Consider the following 18,367-nt stretch of genomic DNA (forward strand, 5'->3'; position numbering starts at 1 on the left):
ACCATCAACCCCCGAAAACTATATTGAACCTCAGTTTTTGTCGCCATTAGAATCTTTATCTTTTTCTGATTTTGCAATCTCCTGTTCAAGAATTTTCATTTGCTTGTCAAAATCGTTCTCAAACAGCTTGTCCTGGATGACTCTATACTTTTCATATTCGCTTTCTGCATGATCCTTTGCAATTTGTGCCGATATTTTTCCTGCGTTTGTTAAAAGCTCCCTGTCATCAGCCTGCAGGAAGATATCGAGTCTATTAGCCCAGTCTTCCATAGTCATTGGGATTCTGCGTTTGGCGCGCCTTTCAGCCAAGTCCAAGTAAGCATTCACAATAGCGCCTAAATCAGCAAGTTCTTCAGCCGTCAGATAATTCTTGGCGATAGTAACATCGCTTTTGAGAATCTTCCCGTCAGGACTATTCGCCCAGCTGGTTAATCCCATATAATCTTTTTTAGCGTCGGCACGTTCAACAATCAATTCGGCAGCAGTACTCCCGTGAACGGCAAAATGCATTTTATTTTGAACCTTTGCAAAGAACTCTTTTGTTATGGGCGAATCTTTATCATAATCCATCGCAGTTGAATAGATGTCGGTGATTTTTTGATAAAAGCGTCGTTCTGAGAGTCGTATTTCCCGAATCTCTTCAAGCAGACGTTCGAAATAATCCTCATCAAGAAAAGCGCCGTTTTCCATCCGCTTTCTATCGAGCAAGTAGCCATGCAGAGCATAATCACGCAAAACTCCTGTTGCCCATTGTCGAAAGGCTGTCGCTCGTTTTGAATTTACACGATAACCTACAGCAATGATGGCATCAAGGTTATAATGCTTGACACGATAATTTTTGCCGTCTTCGGCAGTTACCGAGAATTCCTCGGTAACTGAATCTTGTTTCAATTCTTCTTCTTTAAAAATATTTTTTAGATGAAGGCCAATGTTACCAGATGAAGTGTCAAATAACAATCCCATCTGCTTCTGGCTCAGCCATATTGTTCCGTTCTGAACACGGACTTCAACACCATCACCGCCGACCTGATATGAAAATATTAAAAACTCGGCTGTGCTGTTGCGAAGCTGTACACTTTTTTTCTTCTTCTTATCACTCATGATGTTCACCGCCTTTATGGTTAATTTGGGGAATCATCCTCGGTTGTAACACTTATCTTTGAAATCCATCCTGTAAAAGAATTACCTTGCTCGTCTATGTACTCAACCTGAACCCAGCGGGGCATTTCTGAAATCATCTGAAGTTTTGTATCGTACAGCAAACGTACAAGCTGCGGTGATTTTGAGTCGGCTGATTCCCTGAGTACTGCGCTGTCTCTGATTACATAAGCAAAGGTTTCTTCGTGTTGCGGACTAAGTGTCGAAATAACTGCCTTGATTTTTTCAGAATAATACTCAATCTTGTCAGAAACATCCGGTAGCGTTAGAAGTATAAAAATGATAAAGGGTATCACCCAATACTTTTTCTTAAATTCTTCAAACCGTTCCGGTATCGACTTATGCGTTTGAACTAAAACAATTTCATTGTCCAGTTCCATGCTTAGCTCCGCAGACGTGTATTCATGACCGTCATAAATAAGTGTGCCTTCGCCGAAACTAATAAAATTGAAATCGAAACCCCGAACCATTTCCGCAAAATTTAATTGAGCATCCGCAATGGTTTTTATAAGAGGAGTGTCTGAAATAATCGGCATCAGCGTTTCGATGCTGCGAAACAACATAGAATTACTGTTATACCATGCAGTAGCTTCCTGTGCCGCTTTCATAAGTCCAGTATTAGCGAACAAATCTTTTTGTAGCAAAGCAGCTCCATTTATACTTTGCATTAGCTGTTGATTGCCCAAAATATCTTTGAGCCTGTCCTGCATATCGAGCATAGGCTTAGCGGCTTCCCATATGCGAATTGATTCCGTCGCCCGTTGTAACTGTGACGAATAATCAAGCAGTTTGCTATTTCGCTCCCATATGGTTTGTAATTGTGAAATTTGGTTAAGCCGAGAGTTCGTTTCGTTAAATGACCTCACCCAAGCGGGCTCTCTAAAAAGCTCTTCCATACGTCTTACTGACCGCATCCAGGGCGGGTCATCCCATAATATATTACTCATTTCTATCCCCTACAAAATCACCTATAAGGCTTAATCTTTTGGCTCGTCCGGGATAATCTCCATGACATCACTGATATCGCACTTTAAAGCATTGCATATTTTCATTAGCACTGTCATTGTCACAGGTTCATCGCGCCCAAGTTTTGTGACTAAGCTGGCGCTGATACCTGCAGCAGACTGCAATTCTTTCTTTTTCATTTTTTTATCAATAAGCAATTTCCAAAGCTTATTATAACTAACCGCCACGTTATTCACCTCGTTACTATTTCTCATGGCATGCTACCTTGCATGGCATCATTATATCACATGCGGAGCTTGAAAACACCTCTTTTCGTATAAAAAAAACAAATATCGCATTTTTACCACATTTTTGCCTCAGCATTTTTGTGAAGATTTTAGTAGCTTTCTGCACTGTCTTGTGGTATGTGTGTTGGCGAAGGGAGATGGTTTATAAGAAAAGGCAAATAATCGCTGGAATTGGCGTCATCACCTGTGTCGCGCTGTGTGCCTCTGTGTGACCACGGAACGCAGAGGTGGAGGGTTTAACCCGCCGCGCCAATAAAAGCCGCCATAAACGCCGAATCTGAGGCTCGGTCAGAGGTGGTTCCGCATATTTTTATCTCTGAAGATACCCCGATTCTCGAAGCAGAGATTGTCGCGGAAAGCAACTTGTCGAAAACGGAGAAAACTACAGAGAAAGAAACAGAGACGCCGACAGCACCAGCAGTACAGTCTTAGTCAAAATCTGTTCCAGCCTCCGCCGAACCAAAGCCAGGCGATAGAACAGTCATCGACGGCAAGCCCCATGTATGGATACCAGGCTTCGGATGGGTAGTTGATGAGGGCGGCGGTAGCATCGGTACAATGGTTGGCAATCCCGGCGACCAACTCACCGGAAATAAGGTTGGTGTCATGGGAGGTGGAACTGTTGGCAGCAAGGGCGATATCAATAAACAGGTCGGTATTATGGGCGGCGGCACCGTTGCCGAGGATATGTATGAAAATGGTCATAAAATAGGAATCATGGGCGATGATGATTTTGCACCAAAAGGAACGTCTCCTCCGAGGATTACAACACAGAACAAAAAAGCCTGAAGGAGCGTATCCCACAGACAGCACATCGGATTGAGGAACTGCAAGCATCCATCTCAAACGTCACCCGATTCATCGACAAGGCGAAGCGGTACACTGAAATAACCGAGTTAAGCGGTGAACTTCTGAACATCTTTATCGAAAAGATTGAGGTCGGCGAGAGAGCAGAACGGTACTCCAGAACGGCGGAGCAGGAAATTAGAATCCACTGCCGTGACATCTGCGTCGTCGGAGCTTTTGCAGAAGAAGCCGAGAAAATAGCCGAACAACGGCAAAGGCAGACAGCTTAATCTGCTGTCTGCCTCACCTAATACCCACGGTTCATAATTTGTCCCTATGGATATGCGCCTTTGTCCACTCCTTGTTCTTTTAATGTTTTGAAAAACAGCATTACCTTCTTACTGCCAGCAGATAGACTTCGTCTTTATTATTCTGGTTAATTTTCTTTTCTGCGTCTAAGAGCATCTGAAACTCCTCATTATTTAAATCAGCAACGTTTAATCCGTTAGTATCAATTTGAACCAAAATATAACCCTCCTTGATTATGATTATATATAGTTTTTCCCTTTAATCTCGAATATAATCTGCAAACAAAAAAAGTTTTTGAATGTAAATGGAAATAATTATATGATATTATGTTTGTTAGCTCGTTTATTTGGTTATTTTAATGTTGCAGAACACAAGCTCTAAAATAGATATTGGAGATTGTCTTATTTATTGGTATAATACTATAGTATGTTTATTGGGGTTAATAGTATGAGCATAATATTTATCTAACAAAAATGATCTGGTTTAAGGGTGAAAGGAATGTTGAAGAAGCATATCATCGGTATTATCTTTTTAATATATTTACTGGCATTTGCTGCACCGGTATTTGCAGATGATGCCCCCGATATCACCGGTATGACTGCAGTATTAATGGATGCTCAAAATATGCAAATACTATATAATAAAGACATGCAGGAGAGGATGTATCCAGCCAGCACAACCAAGATCCTTACTGGTATTATTGCTATTGAAAAAGGTAAAATGGATGATCTGATACCTGTGAGTTGGGAAGCGGCAAATACTGAGGGAACAAATATCGGTTTGCAAGAAGGGGAGAAACTAACTCTTAGGGATTTGCTTTATGCTTTGTTGCTTTCTTCCTCCAATGATGCCGCGGAGGCCATTGCTGAGCACTATGGAAAGTCTGCGGATAATTTTGCTGTTATGATGAATCAAAAGGCGAAAGAAATAGGGGCTGTTCATTCCCATTTTACTAATCCTCATGGTCTGCCGGATGAAGATCATTATACTACCGCTTATGATTTAGCTCTAATCGCAAGGTATGCTATGCAAAATGATAAGTTCAGGGAAATAGTGCGGGAAAAAGAAATAACTATTGCCAGGGTTGATCCTGAAGGTCAAAAATATATGGTGAATCATAATAAGCTGTTGTCCAGATATGAAGGGGCTATTGGTATCAAAACCGGTTATACTGTTGCAGCCGGACAGTGTATTGCGGCAGAAGTCAAGCGAGATGACCGTGAGTTGATTGCGGTAGTGTTAAAGAGTGAAGGGAATGATCTTTGGACTGATACGGAGAATTTGTTTAACTATGGTTTTAATAGTTTTCGTAATATATATCTGGTCAAGCGTGGACAGGTTATGGGTCAGGCAGAAGTGTCGAATGGCTCACTGAAGGCTGTTTCCCTGGTAACCGACAGGGATTTTACCTGGAATTTGCCTACTAAAAATGGCAATGAATTAAAAAGAAGGCTGGTTTTGAATAAAAATATAAAAGCTCCGCTGAAAAAAGGTCAAAAATTGGGCGAGCTAATCTTTAGTGATGGAGAAACCGACATAGCTCGTATTGATTTACTGGCTCAAAGCGATATTGAAAGAAATATTATTGCCAGGTGGTGGGTTTGGTCCTTATCGGTGGGTTTAGTGGGAATATTATTGGGAATATTATTATTGAGGTTAAGAATAAGCAGAATTCGTAGACGCAAGCGTTATATCAGACGCCGGTACTCCAATGGATATATAAGATAATAGAAAAAGTTTATTTGCTTTTATGCAATAAGCTTTTTCTTTTTTTTAATTATGTCAATAATTCTTTGTTTCCTTCAAAGGGTTTTGCTTAAAAAGTACAGAATATAATATATTAATAACAATTGATTTCAGTTATACTTATTGTATACTGCTCTTTTTAGTTGACAAATTAATTTTGGTTAAATATACTAACAAAAAAGTGCTCTGGTGGTGGAACAAGTGCGGAAATTTATTGCAGAAGTCAGCGAGAAGCTAAGATCTCATGAACACAAACTTACATCAAGACGAGAATGTATTTTATGCATATTGTTGGAGAATAAAGATAAGCACCTGAGTGCTGAGGAAGTATATAATTTAGTTAAGCAAAAATCCCCTGATATGGGCTTGGCAACTGTTTACCGTACTCTAGAGTTATTTTGTGAGTTCAATATTATTCATGCCATGGATTTTGGGGATGGCCGCAAGCGGTATGAGTTTGGCGATGACAGTGGGGACGGTCACCACCACCATCATTTAATTTGTGAAAAGTGTAATAAAATTATTGAAGTAAATGAGGATTTGCTGGAGGAATTGGAGAATAGAATAACTAATGATTACCAGTTTTCTATTAGCAACCACCACTTAAAAATATTTGGTATATGCAAAGAGTGTATGGCCAAGTCAAATAATAAACAGTAAAACACCCATAAATGGGTGTTTTACTGTTTATCTCCTGTGATTATTTGTCTTCCGCTGATTTCGGAATAAGGTTTAACCTTAAAACCCGCATCTGTAAGCCATTCTTTGTATTGTTCAAAAGTCCAGGTGCCTCCGTTTTCAGTATTTACCAGCATGTTTACTGCAAATAGCGCGGCGTGGACATTTGTACCGCGAATCATATCTATTATAGCAATTCTTCCCTCTGCCGACAGTGCTTTAGCGGATCGTTGAAAGAGCCGCCGGTTTTCTTTTTCACCATATATGTGGCATACATTGCCCAGATAAATTAAATCGAAGGGACCGTCAGGCAATCCTTCATTAAAGTCTCCTTTAAGCATAGTAATCGGTTCACCCGGCAAAAGATCCGGCTGCATCATATCTATAACTGCAGGTAGATCGAGAATAGTAACGGAAGCTCCGCGTTTTACAAATTCCCTCGCGTAAGTTAAAGGTCCGCCTCCTATATCAAGTATTTTAGATTTCCGTGGCAGTCCTTCTAAACAATAAGCGGTTACGTTGGGGGCGCTTTTTTGAGCGATATGACTCATGGCCCTGATGAAATTTTTAGGCGGTCCCTGTTTTTTTTCTTTGGGGTAAGGTTTTCCGCTGATTATCGTGTCCGGCAATCCCAACCAGGGAGTAAACAAGTCATAAGTATGCATAAAAGCAAAACCGTTATAGTCCGGGCTTTCGGGGTTGTAAAACATAGAGTTGGCCTGATTGCTGATTTTTAAAACATTATCTGTTTGTTTAAGGTAACCTAATTCCAAAAGTGATTCTGTTACAACCCAGACAGCCCTTGGATCAGCTTTTAATTTTTGTGCCAACTGTTCCGGGGTTAATGCTTCTTTGTGCAGGGCTTGAAAAATGCCCGTTTTAACTGCTGCTCCAACAATCAAGAATTCTCTGGGGAATTCAAAATTATTGATATTCATGAAGATTCTCCTTTCAAGTTTTAAACTATCATAATATATTTTTTTGTTTTATAATACTCTAAATCTTAAAAAACATTTCAGTAATTATAAAGCTATTTTTTATCGCTATAATATTTAGTGAGCTTGTAAATAAATAGGTATGTGTGTTAAAATGTAAAATGTAGAATGGGTTATTGCATATAGGTCTGAGAGTCGCGGTATTATCTGTAAAATGTAGGATGGAAGTATGGTAGGGGGGATTATTATGTTTTTAAGTACCGGTTAACACTCCTCTGCAGGGGGTGTTTTTTGCGTTTTTTAGTGACTGTTCCGTTTAGTAGGCAGAAGACTGTCAAAACAAATAGCTATAAACGCTGAGGAGGTACTGTTATGCTTATTGAATTTAACCGCTTTGCACCGGAGAAAGATATAGATTTAGTATTGGGCAGGCTTAATGATGAAGGTGTATTGGCGTTTAGGACCAGAAGCAATATGAATCCGGTGATAGTTTCCACATTAAAGGTTGATGGTTTGAAAAAACTTAATATTGAAGGGGTTGCTTCTGTTCAGCGGGTAGTTGAAGTTTCTACGCCGTTTAAACTGGCCAGCAGGGCTTTTAAGAAAACCGATACAGTAGTTAAGGTAGATAATTTGGAAATAGGTGGAGACAAAATTCATGTTATGGCAGGGCCGTGTGCGGTTGAAAGCCGGGAGCAGCTTTTGAAAACAGCTCATACAGTTAAAGCTTGCGGTGCTACTTTTTTGCGTGGTGGAGCTTTTAAGCCTCGCACCTCTCCCTACTCATTTCAGGGTCTCAATGAAGACGGCCTAAAATTTTTAGCTGAGGCCAGGACATTAACCGGACTGAAAATTGTAACAGAGGTTATGGATACAAGATCTGTGCAGCTAGTGGCTAAATACGCCGATGTGCTGCAGATTGGCGCCAGGAATATGCAAAACTTTGACTTGTTAAAGGAAGTTGGACGGGTTAGCAAACCGGTACTTTTAAAGAGGGGAGCCAATGCTACTATTGAGGAGTTTTTAGCCGCGGCAGAATATGTTTTAGCCGGAGGTAATGAAGATGTTATCCTTTGCGAGCGTGGTGTTAGAGGTGTAAACGAGTTTACGCGTTATACTCTGGATATTGCGGCTGTTCCTGTACTTAAAAAACTTACCCACCTGCCGGTAGTAGTGGATCCCAGTCATGCAACGGGTCACTGGAATTATGTTGAGCCAATGGCTATGGCTTCTCTCGCAGCAGGAGCAGATGGCCTGATCATAGAAGTTCATCCCGAACCGGAAAAGGCTCTTTGTGACGGGGCACAGTCACTGACACCGAAAAATTTTACTGTATTGATGCTTAGATTGGCCGGCCTGCAGAATTCTGTTTGCCGAGATTTGGCCGTCCCTGATATGCATTTGCAGCAGCTTGACATCAGTTAGTTGTTGGCAGTGTAATAAAAAGATAAGCGGTTGCGCGCGGGATGCTTAAAATCTAAGAACCGCCTTGCTGTGAAACGGGCTGTTCCGTTTTTCAAGGCGGTTTCTTGTTTCGGTGGGAGGAAAGTTAGGATGTTTAAAAAAATTGCTATTGTCGGAGTGGGCCTGATTGGTGGTTCAATAGGTCTGTCCTTAAGTAATAAACTTACTGATGTGAAAATAACAGGTATAGATTTGGATAAAGAAAATCTTAGGCTGGCCTTGGAATTAGGTGCGGTTAGCGAGACTACAGTTTCCCTGGAGGAGGGTGTTAGAGCCGCTGAGCTGGTTATACTGGCAGCACCGGTAGCTCAATCAGTTATTTTACTTGAGAGGATGCTGCCGTATTTATCAGCCGGGACTGTTATAACGGATGTCGGCAGCACTAAGATGGAAATTACTGCTAGGGCCGCAGCTTTACTGCCCGGGGATATATATTTTGTAGGTGGTCATCCCATGGCTGGCTCGGAAATTTCAGGTGTCTTGGGTGCGGATTCCCATCTTTTTGAAAATGCTTATTATTTGCTTACCATAAACGAAGATACTGATGTTGCTGCTCTTAGTAAAGTAAAATATATGGTTAGCTTGCTGGGAGCAAGAACTGTAGAACTGGCTCCCGAGGAGCATGATCAGTCAGTTGCTGTTATTAGTCATTTGCCGCACCTTGTAGCTTATACGCTGGTAAATACTTTAGCTGCCCTGCCGGGCTGGGAGAGTATTTTGCCGTTGGCGGCGGGAGGGTTTAAAGATACTACCAGGATTGCTATGTCCAACGCGGTTATGTGGCGGGACATATTTTTGTCCAATAGAGAAAAAGTGCTGCAGGTTTTGGCTGATTTTAATATGCAATTAGCTTTATTTAAGGAGGCAGTTGAAAAATCGGATGATAAAAAGATTATGGGACTGATACAGGAGGCTGCTAAAGTCAGAGCAGCTGTTCCGGCCAAGTCCAAAGGCTACTTTCCCGCACTCTATGAAATTGTCGTTACCATACCGGATCGTCCCGGTATGATTGCTGATGTGACAGGTTATTTGGGTGAATTAGATATTAATATTTCTGATATAGAAATATTAAGGGTGCGTGAAGGGCATGAGGGTACTATTCGCCTGGCTTTTATTGATGAATTCCGGCAAGAGGCGGCGTTGCGGACCTTACAGGAGCAGGGTTTTCTGGTGAGAAAAAGGTGAGATTAGGAATTTGGGCGGTAAGCATAAAAATATTTCGCTAAAGAAGTAAGGGTAAATTATTCGGATGAACTTTAACATGTGTTTGTTGGCTTATATCTGGACAGTTGAGCATTATAAAAATGTCCGATAAAAAGTTTAAAAAACTTAATGGGCGGATTTTTTCAGTGGCAGGTGATTAAAAAATAACCGGCGTTGACCGGATACTAATCACCTGCCTATTGTTTTAGGGTGAGAAATTGCTGCAATCACTGGGGTGGCGGTTGAAAAAATATTGGCATTGTATTTGCTACTTGTACTGGTAAAGAGAGGGGGTATGCTGAAGCAAGTTATAAAAAGTACTAATAAGTTTGACCGTCTCAATTAAGCACCTTAGCAATTTAATCTTATCCTTAAGCACCTTTGAAGTTGAAGAGCCAAGCACATTATTTGACACAGTAATTTGATGAATTGATTAAATTAATTTTGTATTTTATTGGGAAAGCTTTTAGGAGGTGGAGTACCTTGAGTCACGATCACCATACAGAGAGTAAATCGTCAGCAATTATTAAGGCAGTAATATTATTCATATTATCAGGTATTATATATTATATGGTTTTTACTAATGCTAAAGCGTTAATGGATCTTTTAACTAATAAAACATATTATGCTCCTCTGATTTCGATGAGCATTACAGTAGTTGTATCTTATATTTTCGGAGCAGCCATTTCAAAACTTTGCAAGTGTACTTTAGAACAAACTCTGGAATCTCAAGTTTTGAGGGAGGAATAGACATGGCAGGTGGAGCAATGCCGACAGCAGGGGAAGCTATTACGTTTCTTACTATGACTCCCCCGTTTGCTATAAAACTTGCGGCAATTGGTTTTGTAGGAGGGTTATTAAGCGGGTTTTTAGGTTCCGGTGGAGCCTTTATCATGACACCTGCTATGATGAGCCTTGGTGTCCCTGGTATAATGGCTGTAGCCGCGAATATTACACATAAATTCGGTAAGGCTATAGTTGGTTCCAAGAAACATGGTGAATTTGGTAATGTTGATAGAAAAATGGGCATAGTAATGTTTATCGCGCTATTGGCCGGTGTGCAGGTTGCTGTAACTATGAACAGCGGGGTTTTGCATAAGTTGGGTCAGGCCGGTTCAAATTTGTATATCAGTGTTTTGTTTGTGGTTATGCTTACAGGTGTATCACTGTTTATGGCCCGTGACATCAGTAATATAAAGAAAGGCATAAAACCCAAAGGTGGAGGCTTGGCTGAAAAAATAAAGAACATAAACCTTCCGCCCATGGTTTATTTTAAGGTTGCCAATGTTAGAACCTCTGTCTGGCTTGCTCTGGCAGTTGGTTTTGCCACAGGTTTTTTGGCGGGTTCTATCGGTGTAGGCGGTTTTATCGGTGTGCCGGCAATGATTTATATACTGGGTGTGCCGACTTATGTGGCCGCCGGTACAGAACTCTTTTTGGCTGTGTTCTCCGGGATGCAGGGAGCTTTCATGTATGCTCTTTACGGCTATGTTGATTTAAGAATTGTACTTTGCCTGTATTTGGGCTCTTTGTTAGGCTTAACTCTTGGCGCTATCGGTACGCGTGTAGTGCGTGGTTTTCAAATTAAAATTGTTATGACCAGTGTTATTGCGGTGGTGGCCATAAGCCGTGTATTAATGGTTCCTGTATATTTGAATGATCTGGGTAGTTTGTCAATGGCTAAAGCCATGCATGATAACTTAACTTTGGCCAGTAATTTAATACTTTATGCCAGTGGTTTGGTTGGCTCAGGTATTATTCTCAGTTGGATGCTTAAGGCTTATCGAAGGGGTTCGATTGTCAAAGGTCAAGTTGCTGAAAGTAAAGCCAGCGCATCATAAAAATGTCATTAAGGATTAAGGTTCTGACCTTAATATTACTAATCTTCCCATAAATATGTGTTATTGGCAGAGTTTAAAACTTTGCCAATTTTTTTTATAAGGCACTCTCCCTTGAAGAGATAAGTTATATTCTTTACTTCAGTAAGTGACTGAATATATAATAGTAGTTATCTCTTATAGAAAAGCGGGGGTATTAATGCGCAAGCTTATACTAAAAAAACTAAACAATGTAAGTTTTGGTAACCGCATTTTGTTCTTTGTTCTATTACTATTAGTTATCCCGGTGCTTTTGATCGGTTATATGCTGCATATCAGCAAGAATAGTGAGATGGCTTTGTTAGAAAATCAGAAAAAAACCCTCAATATGGCTGCTTATCGTATCGAACAGGAGATACCCGGTAGTTTGAGCAGTTATTTGGAAAGTCAAGGCGCGGCTAAACTGAGCAGGGAAGAGCAAAGAATCATTCTGGGCAAAATGGTTAACGGGGTAATAGGCAGTGTTCACCGGGATTACCCAAATGTTCATATGGGGATATATTGTAAAGAATTGGATGTATTTTATGACGGTACGGAGCGATTAAATGAAAATTATTCACTGCGCCGCAAGAAGGCTTTTGATGAAACTCTGGAAAAACAACAGGATGTTTTTCAAAATGTGGGCTCAGAGGAAGGTGGAATTGTCGAAATATATAAGCCTTTTGTCAGGGATAACCGGGTGGAAGGCGTTATCAGAATTGCTGACTATCTTTCCGAGGTTGGTTATTATACCAAGCGTCGGGAAGTAGAGACTATAGTTTACGCTGTTATTTTAACTCTTATTGTTACCGGGATTGGCGGCAGCATGCTGCTATTCCGGCAGTTTGTCGACCAGGTGCACCATATCAGGGATGGTGTAAATTTATTGGAAAATAATTTAAGCAAAACCTTAACTGCAGCACCGGGTGAGTTGGGTGAAATAGTAAACGCTGTTAACCGTTTTGCTAAAAAAATATCTGACCTTAATCTATATAATCAAACTATGCTGCTTTCAATTAATGATGCTATTTTAGTGGTCGATGCGGCCGGAAAGCTAATTATTGCCAGCAATATGGCTAAAGAGATTTTTAACCTTCCGCCGGATTTTTTTTATAAGCATTACGCTGAGGTGCTGCCTGTTGATCCTCCTTTTGCCGATTATATGAGGAGGACACTGGAAGATAACTGGTATTCTAAAGATTTGCTGGTTGTTTGGCATACTGAGGCGAAGGAGTTGTTGCAGCTTCTTTTAAGCGCTTCGCCTTTGTTGGATGCTCAAGATAATATTATCGGCGCTGTTTTGACTGTGCATGATATTACTGAACGTGTTAAACTTAGGGAAAGGGTTCACCGTCAGGAACGCTTGGCGGCTCTGGGTAAACTGGTCGCCGGTGTGGCGCATGAAATCAGAAACCCTCTTACTTCAATTAGTTGTTATATTCAGCACTGGCAGGATCAAAATATCCCAAGTCCCAAGGCCCTGTCAACCATGTTTAGAGAAGTGACCAGGCTTGATACAATAGTAGACCAGCTTTTGTATTTTGCCAAGCCGGCCGAGGCGAAATTTATCAAAAAGGATATTAACTTTTTAATAGAAGATGTGTTAGGTTTCTTTCAAGAGGTTTACAAGGATAAATGCAATTTTGTTCGAAATTACCAATCAAATTTACCTCTGGTATGGATCGATCCGGAGCAGATCGAGCGTGTTTTGGCAAATATGTTTTTTAACGCTATGCAGGCAATACAGGAAGAAATAACTGTTACCGTAAGCACTGAATATTGTGCGGCCAAAGATAAGGTTTATGTTTCCGTATCGGATACCGGTTGTGGAATTCCCCCTGAAAACTTGGCTCAGCTATTCGATCCTTTCTTTTCTACTCGTCCTAAAGGAACCGGTCTTGGATTGGCTATTGCGCATGAGATAATACAAGCGCATGGTGGGCATATTGAAGTGGAAAGTGAGGTAGGTCGGGGAGCAAAATTTTCGTTTTATTTAAAAACGAAGGAGGAAGATTAGATGACCAAGCCTGCTAAGCTGGTTCTGGTAGTAGATGATGAGAGCAGTGTACGTGAGGTGCTCACGGATATTTTCCTGGACAGCGGCTTTAATGTGAAAACAGCCTCAAACGGTCGGGATGCTCTGGATAAAATTGATCAATATCAGCCGGATGTTGTTTTCATGGATATAAGAATGCCTGAAATGGGCGGTATTGAGGTGCTGGAAATTATAAATAGAAGGGGCAGTCAAATACCAATAATTCTTATGACTGCCTACGGATCAACGGAAACGACGATTGAGGCTATGAAATTAGGTGCTTTTGATTATTTAATGAAGCCTTTAAATATTAAGGAAGTCATGAGGGTTTTGGAAAAGGCTGTAGAAATAAAAGAATTGATTGATGATAATACAGATATGCCGGATGAAGATATTGAATATAAAGAAGATCAGATGATCGGTTTTTCACCTATTATGCAGAATGTTTATAAAATTATCGGCCGGGTTGCCAACACCTCAGCTACAGTGTTAATCCGCGGGGAAAGCGGTACCGGCAAAGAGCTGGTGGCACGGGCCATTCATTATAACAGTGTGCGAAAGGATAAACCTTTTATAAAAATCAATTGCGCCTCCATACCGGAAAGTTTGTTGGAAAGTGAACTGTTTGGTTATGAAAGAGGGGCCTTTACAGGAGCAGTGAGTGTTAAATCAGGCAGGTTTGAGCTGGCAAATAAAGGGACATTGTTTTTGGATGAAATTGGAGAAATGTCTCCTGCTTTACAGGCAAAACTGCTAAGAGTGCTGCAGGAGAAGGAATTTGACAGGTTGGGCGGTACTGAAACTATTAAGGTTGATGTGCGGATTATTGCCGCTACGAATATCGACTTGGAAAAGTCTATCGAGGAAGGGGTATTTAGGGAGGACCTGTTTTATCGCCTTAATGTTGTAGATATTATGTTGCCTCCCTTAAGAGAGAGAAAAGAAGATATACCCGCACTGGTGGACTATATCATTAAATGCTGCAATGTTGAGTACAGTAAGGCTGTAACGGGTTTTTCCAATGAGGCAGCCGCAATGTTGAGAGCCTATGACTGGCCGGGCAATGTACGAGAATTGAAAAACCTGTGTGAGCGAGCCGTGTTGATGTCAAGCGGGCCGGTTCTTACTCTGGATGACCTGCCAATAAGTCTAAAAAAGGGTTCTAAACGGTTAAGCTGGCTTTCTGAGATTGAAGGAGAATCTTTTAAAGAGATAGTCTCGGAGGTTGAACGGGAGGTTATAATTAAAGCGCTGGAAGATAATAACTGGAACAGATCGGCAGCTGCCAGCGCCTTAAAAATGAACCGCAGCTCGTTTTATGCAAAGATGAAAGAGCTGGGTATCATCGAATAATTAACGGTAAAAACGGGGGTTGGTATATGGCCCGAGTATCTACAGTTCAAAGCATCATGATTCCCAAAGAGGATTACCCGGTCATAAAGCAGGATGCATTAGTCGTAGAAGCTATTAATACTTTAAGTGTATTTTTTCATCAAAAGGACGGCACCTGGTTCGGTTTTCAATCCCTTCTTGTAATTAATAATAAAGGGATTCCCATTGGTATTCTGACTTTGCGAAGTCTGTTAAAGGCTCTGAAGATGAAAGCCGGTGGTGAGCAACTGACAAAAAACCGTTCATTCAGTGATTTTTATTTCGCTCATTATCTGGATGATGCAAGTATCACGGTTAAAGAGATTATGCGACCGATTAATATGGTTACCGTACAGAAAGATGAATCTGTATTTGAGGCCCTGCTTCTGGTGGTTAAAAGGAGGGTGAATTCTTTACCGGTGATGGACAAAAAACAACTGGTAGGCATTGTCCGGACAATTGATTTGTTCTGGTCACTGGGAGAATTATTGGAATAATAAGATAATTATTGCCGCCGGGGGGTATAGGCTTGGTACGTAATAAGGCAGTTGAAGAAATAATGATTCCGGTAGAAGATTATCAAAAAATTGCCGAGGATGCTACAGTTTACGATGCAATTAAGGTTATACAGAATTCCTTTCACCGGGATGGAATGGCTTGGCATGGACATAGAAGCGTTCTGGTTATAAATAATTGCAGTCAATTTGTAGGTGTCCTAACTATACGGGGTTTACTGAAAGCAGCCGGCTTACAGGAATTGCTTGATGATATAGGTATTAAGTCTGAGTCCTGGGGCTGGTACTATATGCAGCGTTTAAAAGAGAATTCAATCAGGGTCAGAGATGTTATGAGGCCTATTAACAGTGCCTCGGTTAATGCCGGAGACAGTATTTACGAGGCAGCTAAGGTATTGCTAAAATATAATGTAAACTCATTGCCGGTATTAAGGAATAATCAATTAGTGGGTGTAGTGCGTGTATTGGATATTTTTGCGGTTATTAAGAATTATTTTGTTGTTTAACTTGATTCTTATCGCCGGACAATTACTGATTTTTAGTTGCTGCTGCACTTGAAAATAATAAATTTATGAAACAGACATAAAAACCCTGCCATTCGACAGGGTTTTTTATGTTTGTTTCATAAATATTGTTCTAAGAATTTAAGGTATTTAAAAGGTAATTTATAAAGTTGCTAGAATTTATATAAAAATATTTTATTTAGTCAGATATTTTTGAAAATAATAGGCATTTATAATAAAAATTGATATTGTAATATGTCAATATACTTAATTATTAATAAAAAGGAGGAAATAAAACCTCGTATAAATCTCTAAAATCAGAAGGGAGTGTGCATATCATGAAGCAAAGGGACTTATAAGCATTCTGATATATATTATAATTGGAGGAAGGATGATAGTTTTGAGATTTAGAAATATGAAACTGGCTACAAAGATAATCAGCTCTTTTATACTGGTTTTGCTGGTTATATCAATAGCTGCACTGATAGCCGTGTATAAATTCGGTGTCATTTATGAAGAGGCAGTTAATTTGCAGAAAAACGAAATGCCAAGGTACAATAATGCTTACATGCTGCAGAAATACCTTGACCAGCAGGTGATGGAACTAAGGGCCTTTATGCTTTACGGTGATGAGAAATATGCCCTCCAGTTTGCTGAGACGGCAAAAAAAGCTTCTCAAAAAACTCAGGAAATTGCAAACGCCAGTCGCCAGCCGAAAAATATAGAATTGATGAATAAGATAAAATCAAGCAATGATCATTATGTAGAGGTATGTCTGCAGGAGGTTATCCCTCTGGTCAGAGCAGGTGATTTGCCCGGAGCAAAGGAAGCGGGTACTACTGTACTGGATGAATACCAGGAAACTCAGAGATTGCTTCAGGAGTATACTGACAGCAAGTATACCGATATAGATAAAATAGTGACAAGTACTGTTGACGATGCCGCGGCAGTGAGAAGACTGGTCGTAATTATAATAACCATAGCTATTTTAATTGCTCTCTTAATTGCAGTGTTAATAACCAGGTCCATATCCAGTCCGATTGTTGAAGTAACTAATGAAATGCACAGAATGGGCGCAGAAAATGACTTGACTGAAAGAGAGTTGCAGATTAAATCAAATGATGAGATAGGCAAATTAAGGGTTACTTTTAATAAAATGCTTAAGGACAGGCGAGGCATGATTATGGAAATAAGCGGTTCTTCCAATAATTTGGCAGCCCACAGCCAACAGTTATCTGCTACCTCCGAACAAGTGACCTCGGCGGTGCAGGAGGTAGTGGGGACTATAACTGAGTTGGCCTCTATTGTGGAAGAGCAGTCTGCCAGTTCCAGTATTATTAACCGCACATCTGAAGAAATGGCAGTTAAGGCTCGACAGGGCAGCCAGGCAGTGGATAATACCATGCAGAAGATGGATTTGATTAACGGCAAAGTACTGGAAAGCACAGCCGTGATCAGTGATTTAGCTAAACGCTCTCACGAGATCGGACAAATACTTGAAGTTATCACTAATATAGCTGATCAGACCAACCTGTTGGCTTTGAATGCGGCTATTGAAGCGGCCAGAGCAGGTGAAGCCGGCAGGGGTTTTGCCGTGGTGGCGGAGGAAGTTCGCAAGTTAGCTGAACAGTCGGCCGGTGCCACTAAAGATATTGCCAGTATTGTTAAAGAGATACAACAGCAGACCGAACTGGCGGTGACATCCATGAGCGATGTTAGCCTGCAGGTAAATGATGGGGTAAAAGTATCACAGGAAACAGGCGATGTGCTGACAGAAATAATAACTGAAATAAACCAGGTTTCCAAAATGATAGCGGAAATATCCTCAGCCATAGAGAATACTTCTCAGATGGCACAGAACTTAGCGGCAGCCAGTGAGCAAACCAACGCCAATATAGAACAGGTGTCGAGTTCTGCTCATGATTTGACAAGTATGGCAGAGCGCCTTCAGGCATTAACTGCTATGTATAAACTATAAGACCAGTTTGTAAAAGAAGTCGAAAATTTTATAAGAAAATAGGTTGCTTTTTTGATAGTTTTTATATATAATTAGCTCAGTGAAGCATTAAGGATACATAGTTGTATCAAATGATATTAGGGCTTTAAGTTTTTGTAGGAATTATGAGGCAACGATGCCCCTACAACTTTCACTTAGTTGAGGGGCGTTTTATTTTCTTGCTTTCTGACTGTCTTTTGCAGGGGGATGTTATTCGTGAAGAAGATTGAAGCTGTTATACGGCCATCCAAGCTTGAAGAGGTTAAAGACGGCTTGGGGAAGTGCGGTGTTTTGGGTATGACCGTTTCCCAGGTCCTTGGATGTGGCCTGCAGAAAGGCAGAACCGGTATATATCGTGGTCATGAGTATAGCATAAATTTGCTGCCCAAGGTTAGGCTGGAGATAATAGTTGTGGATGAGTTGGTGGATAAGGTAATTGACATAATTATTAAAGCAGCCAGAACCGGTGAAGTGGGTGACGGTAAGATATTTGTTCTACCGGTTGAGAATGCTTTAAGGATTCGAACTGGTGACAGAGGAGACGATGCTCTGCGTTAGA

At 40.7% G+C, this 18,367-nt stretch carries 19 protein-coding genes; 13 read left to right on the top strand and 6 right to left on the bottom strand.

The annotated features are described in order from the left end of the window. Positions 1-30 precede the first annotated feature (30 nt). The 4 genes from DTOX_RS04795 to DTOX_RS23740 form a co-directional block, all read right to left on the bottom strand. On the bottom strand, positions 31-1,101 hold the full coding sequence (locus tag DTOX_RS04795; RefSeq protein ID WP_015756600.1) for a virulence RhuM family protein: 1,071 nt from the start codon (positions 1,099-1,101) through the stop codon (positions 31-33). Between the two features lie 20 nt (positions 1,102-1,121). Further along, positions 1,122-2,105, bottom strand: coding sequence for an SH3 domain-containing protein (locus tag DTOX_RS04800; protein WP_015756601.1), 984 nt, complete (start codon positions 2,103-2,105; stop codon positions 1,122-1,124). 30 nt (positions 2,106-2,135) lie between these two features. Next, complete coding sequence (locus DTOX_RS04805; RefSeq protein WP_042315423.1) at positions 2,136-2,351, bottom strand: helix-turn-helix domain-containing protein; 216 nt, start codon at positions 2,349-2,351, stop codon at positions 2,136-2,138. A gap of 492 nt (positions 2,352-2,843) precedes the next feature. Beyond that, positions 2,844-3,248 (bottom strand): hypothetical protein, encoded by a 405-nt coding sequence (locus tag DTOX_RS23740; protein WP_157862857.1) that lies wholly within the window; start codon positions 3,246-3,248, stop codon positions 2,844-2,846. A 23-nt stretch (positions 3,249-3,271) separates the two neighbouring features. Between DTOX_RS23740 and DTOX_RS22020 the strand changes: the two genes are divergently transcribed. Beyond that, entirely contained in the window at positions 3,272-3,487 is a 216-nt protein-coding gene (locus DTOX_RS22020) for a DUF4368 domain-containing protein (RefSeq protein WP_242652600.1), read from the top strand. A gap of 100 nt (positions 3,488-3,587) precedes the next feature. On the opposite strand, the gene DTOX_RS24715 is transcribed toward DTOX_RS22020, so the two are convergent. Next, positions 3,588-3,722 (bottom strand): hypothetical protein, encoded by a 135-nt coding sequence (locus DTOX_RS24715; RefSeq protein WP_015756605.1) that lies wholly within the window; start codon positions 3,720-3,722, stop codon positions 3,588-3,590. 282 nt (positions 3,723-4,004) lie between these two features. Here DTOX_RS24715 and DTOX_RS04815 point away from each other — a divergent pair, with 282 nt between their 5' ends. Next, complete coding sequence (locus tag DTOX_RS04815) at positions 4,005-5,234, top strand: D-alanyl-D-alanine carboxypeptidase family protein (protein WP_015756606.1); 1,230 nt, start codon at positions 4,005-4,007, stop codon at positions 5,232-5,234. 219 nt (positions 5,235-5,453) lie between these two features. Continuing rightward, positions 5,454-5,912, top strand: a complete 459-nt coding sequence (locus DTOX_RS04820) for a Fur family transcriptional regulator (RefSeq protein ID WP_015756607.1) — start codon at positions 5,454-5,456, stop codon at positions 5,910-5,912. Between the two features lie 20 nt (positions 5,913-5,932). On the opposite strand, the gene DTOX_RS04825 is transcribed toward DTOX_RS04820, so the two are convergent. Next, entirely contained in the window at positions 5,933-6,868 is a 936-nt protein-coding gene (locus DTOX_RS04825) for a methyltransferase (RefSeq protein WP_015756608.1), read from the bottom strand. 369 nt (positions 6,869-7,237) lie between these two features. Here DTOX_RS04825 and aroF point away from each other — a divergent pair, with 369 nt between their 5' ends. The 10 genes from aroF to DTOX_RS04875 all read left to right on the top strand — a co-directional run bounded on the left by aroF (position 7,238) and on the right by DTOX_RS04875 (position 18,366). After that, positions 7,238-8,290, top strand: a complete 1,053-nt coding sequence (gene aroF / locus DTOX_RS04830) for a 3-deoxy-7-phosphoheptulonate synthase (protein WP_015756609.1) — start codon at positions 7,238-7,240, stop codon at positions 8,288-8,290. A 129-nt stretch (positions 8,291-8,419) separates the two neighbouring features. Further along, complete coding sequence (locus DTOX_RS04835; RefSeq protein ID WP_015756610.1) at positions 8,420-9,514, top strand: prephenate dehydrogenase; 1,095 nt, start codon at positions 8,420-8,422, stop codon at positions 9,512-9,514. 501 nt (positions 9,515-10,015) lie between these two features. After that, positions 10,016-10,282, top strand: coding sequence for a hypothetical protein (locus tag DTOX_RS04840; protein WP_015756611.1), 267 nt, complete (start codon positions 10,016-10,018; stop codon positions 10,280-10,282). Between the two features lie 2 nt (positions 10,283-10,284). Beyond that, a complete protein-coding gene (locus tag DTOX_RS04845) occupies positions 10,285-11,373 on the top strand; it encodes a sulfite exporter TauE/SafE family protein (RefSeq protein ID WP_015756612.1) in 1,089 nt (362 codons plus the stop codon). A 196-nt stretch (positions 11,374-11,569) separates the two neighbouring features. Next, positions 11,570-13,405 (top strand): two-component system sensor histidine kinase AtoS, encoded by a 1,836-nt coding sequence (gene atoS / locus DTOX_RS04850; protein ID WP_015756613.1) that lies wholly within the window; start codon positions 11,570-11,572, stop codon positions 13,403-13,405. Continuing rightward, positions 13,406-14,776, top strand: coding sequence for a sigma-54-dependent transcriptional regulator (locus DTOX_RS04855; protein WP_015756614.1), 1,371 nt, complete (start codon positions 13,406-13,408; stop codon positions 14,774-14,776). 26 nt (positions 14,777-14,802) lie between these two features. Next, positions 14,803-15,291: a CBS domain-containing protein gene (locus tag DTOX_RS04860; protein WP_015756615.1), complete on the top strand. Its 489-nt coding sequence runs from the start codon at positions 14,803-14,805 to the stop codon at positions 15,289-15,291. A 32-nt stretch (positions 15,292-15,323) separates the two neighbouring features. Beyond that, on the top strand, positions 15,324-15,815 hold the full coding sequence (locus DTOX_RS04865) for a CBS domain-containing protein (protein ID WP_015756616.1): 492 nt from the start codon (positions 15,324-15,326) through the stop codon (positions 15,813-15,815). Positions 15,816-16,203: 388 nt separating this feature from the next. Further along, positions 16,204-17,790: a methyl-accepting chemotaxis protein gene (locus tag DTOX_RS21310; RefSeq protein ID WP_015756617.1), complete on the top strand. Its 1,587-nt coding sequence runs from the start codon at positions 16,204-16,206 to the stop codon at positions 17,788-17,790. A 234-nt stretch (positions 17,791-18,024) separates the two neighbouring features. After that, entirely contained in the window at positions 18,025-18,366 is a 342-nt protein-coding gene (locus tag DTOX_RS04875) for a P-II family nitrogen regulator (protein ID WP_015756618.1), read from the top strand. The last annotated feature ends 1 nt before the right edge of the window (position 18,367 follow it).

Source organism: Desulfofarcimen acetoxidans DSM 771 (genome assembly GCF_000024205.1).
In the GTDB taxonomy this organism is placed as follows: Bacteria; Bacillota; Desulfotomaculia; order Desulfotomaculales; family Desulfofarciminaceae; genus Desulfofarcimen; species Desulfofarcimen acetoxidans.

What these genes read in the sequence shown, in the direction of transcription:
- DTOX_RS23740 (WP_157862857.1), bottom strand. Translation starts at nt 3,248, where the DNA reads ATGCTTGCAGTTCCTCAATCCGATGTGCTGTCTGTGGGATACGCTCCT.
- DTOX_RS21310 (WP_015756617.1), top strand. Translation starts at nt 16,204, where the DNA reads ATGATAGTTTTGAGATTTAGAAATATGAAACTGGCTACAAAGATAATC.
- DTOX_RS04835 (WP_015756610.1), top strand. Translation starts at nt 8,420, where the DNA reads ATGTTTAAAAAAATTGCTATTGTCGGAGTGGGCCTGATTGGTGGTTCA.
- DTOX_RS04845 (WP_015756612.1), top strand. Translation starts at nt 10,285, where the DNA reads ATGGCAGGTGGAGCAATGCCGACAGCAGGGGAAGCTATTACGTTTCTT.
- DTOX_RS04815 (WP_015756606.1), top strand. Translation starts at nt 4,005, where the DNA reads ATGTTGAAGAAGCATATCATCGGTATTATCTTTTTAATATATTTACTG.
- DTOX_RS04800 (WP_015756601.1), bottom strand. Translation starts at nt 2,105, where the DNA reads ATGAGTAATATATTATGGGATGACCCGCCCTGGATGCGGTCAGTAAGA.
- DTOX_RS04855 (WP_015756614.1), top strand. Translation starts at nt 13,406, where the DNA reads ATGACCAAGCCTGCTAAGCTGGTTCTGGTAGTAGATGATGAGAGCAGT.
- DTOX_RS04795 (WP_015756600.1), bottom strand. Translation starts at nt 1,101, where the DNA reads ATGAGTGATAAGAAGAAGAAAAAAAGTGTACAGCTTCGCAACAGCACA.
- aroF (WP_015756609.1), top strand. Translation starts at nt 7,238, where the DNA reads ATGCTTATTGAATTTAACCGCTTTGCACCGGAGAAAGATATAGATTTA.
- DTOX_RS04825 (WP_015756608.1), bottom strand. Translation starts at nt 6,868, where the DNA reads ATGAATATCAATAATTTTGAATTCCCCAGAGAATTCTTGATTGTTGGA.
- atoS (WP_015756613.1), top strand. Translation starts at nt 11,570, where the DNA reads ATGCGCAAGCTTATACTAAAAAAACTAAACAATGTAAGTTTTGGTAAC.
- DTOX_RS04860 (WP_015756615.1), top strand. Translation starts at nt 14,803, where the DNA reads ATGGCCCGAGTATCTACAGTTCAAAGCATCATGATTCCCAAAGAGGAT.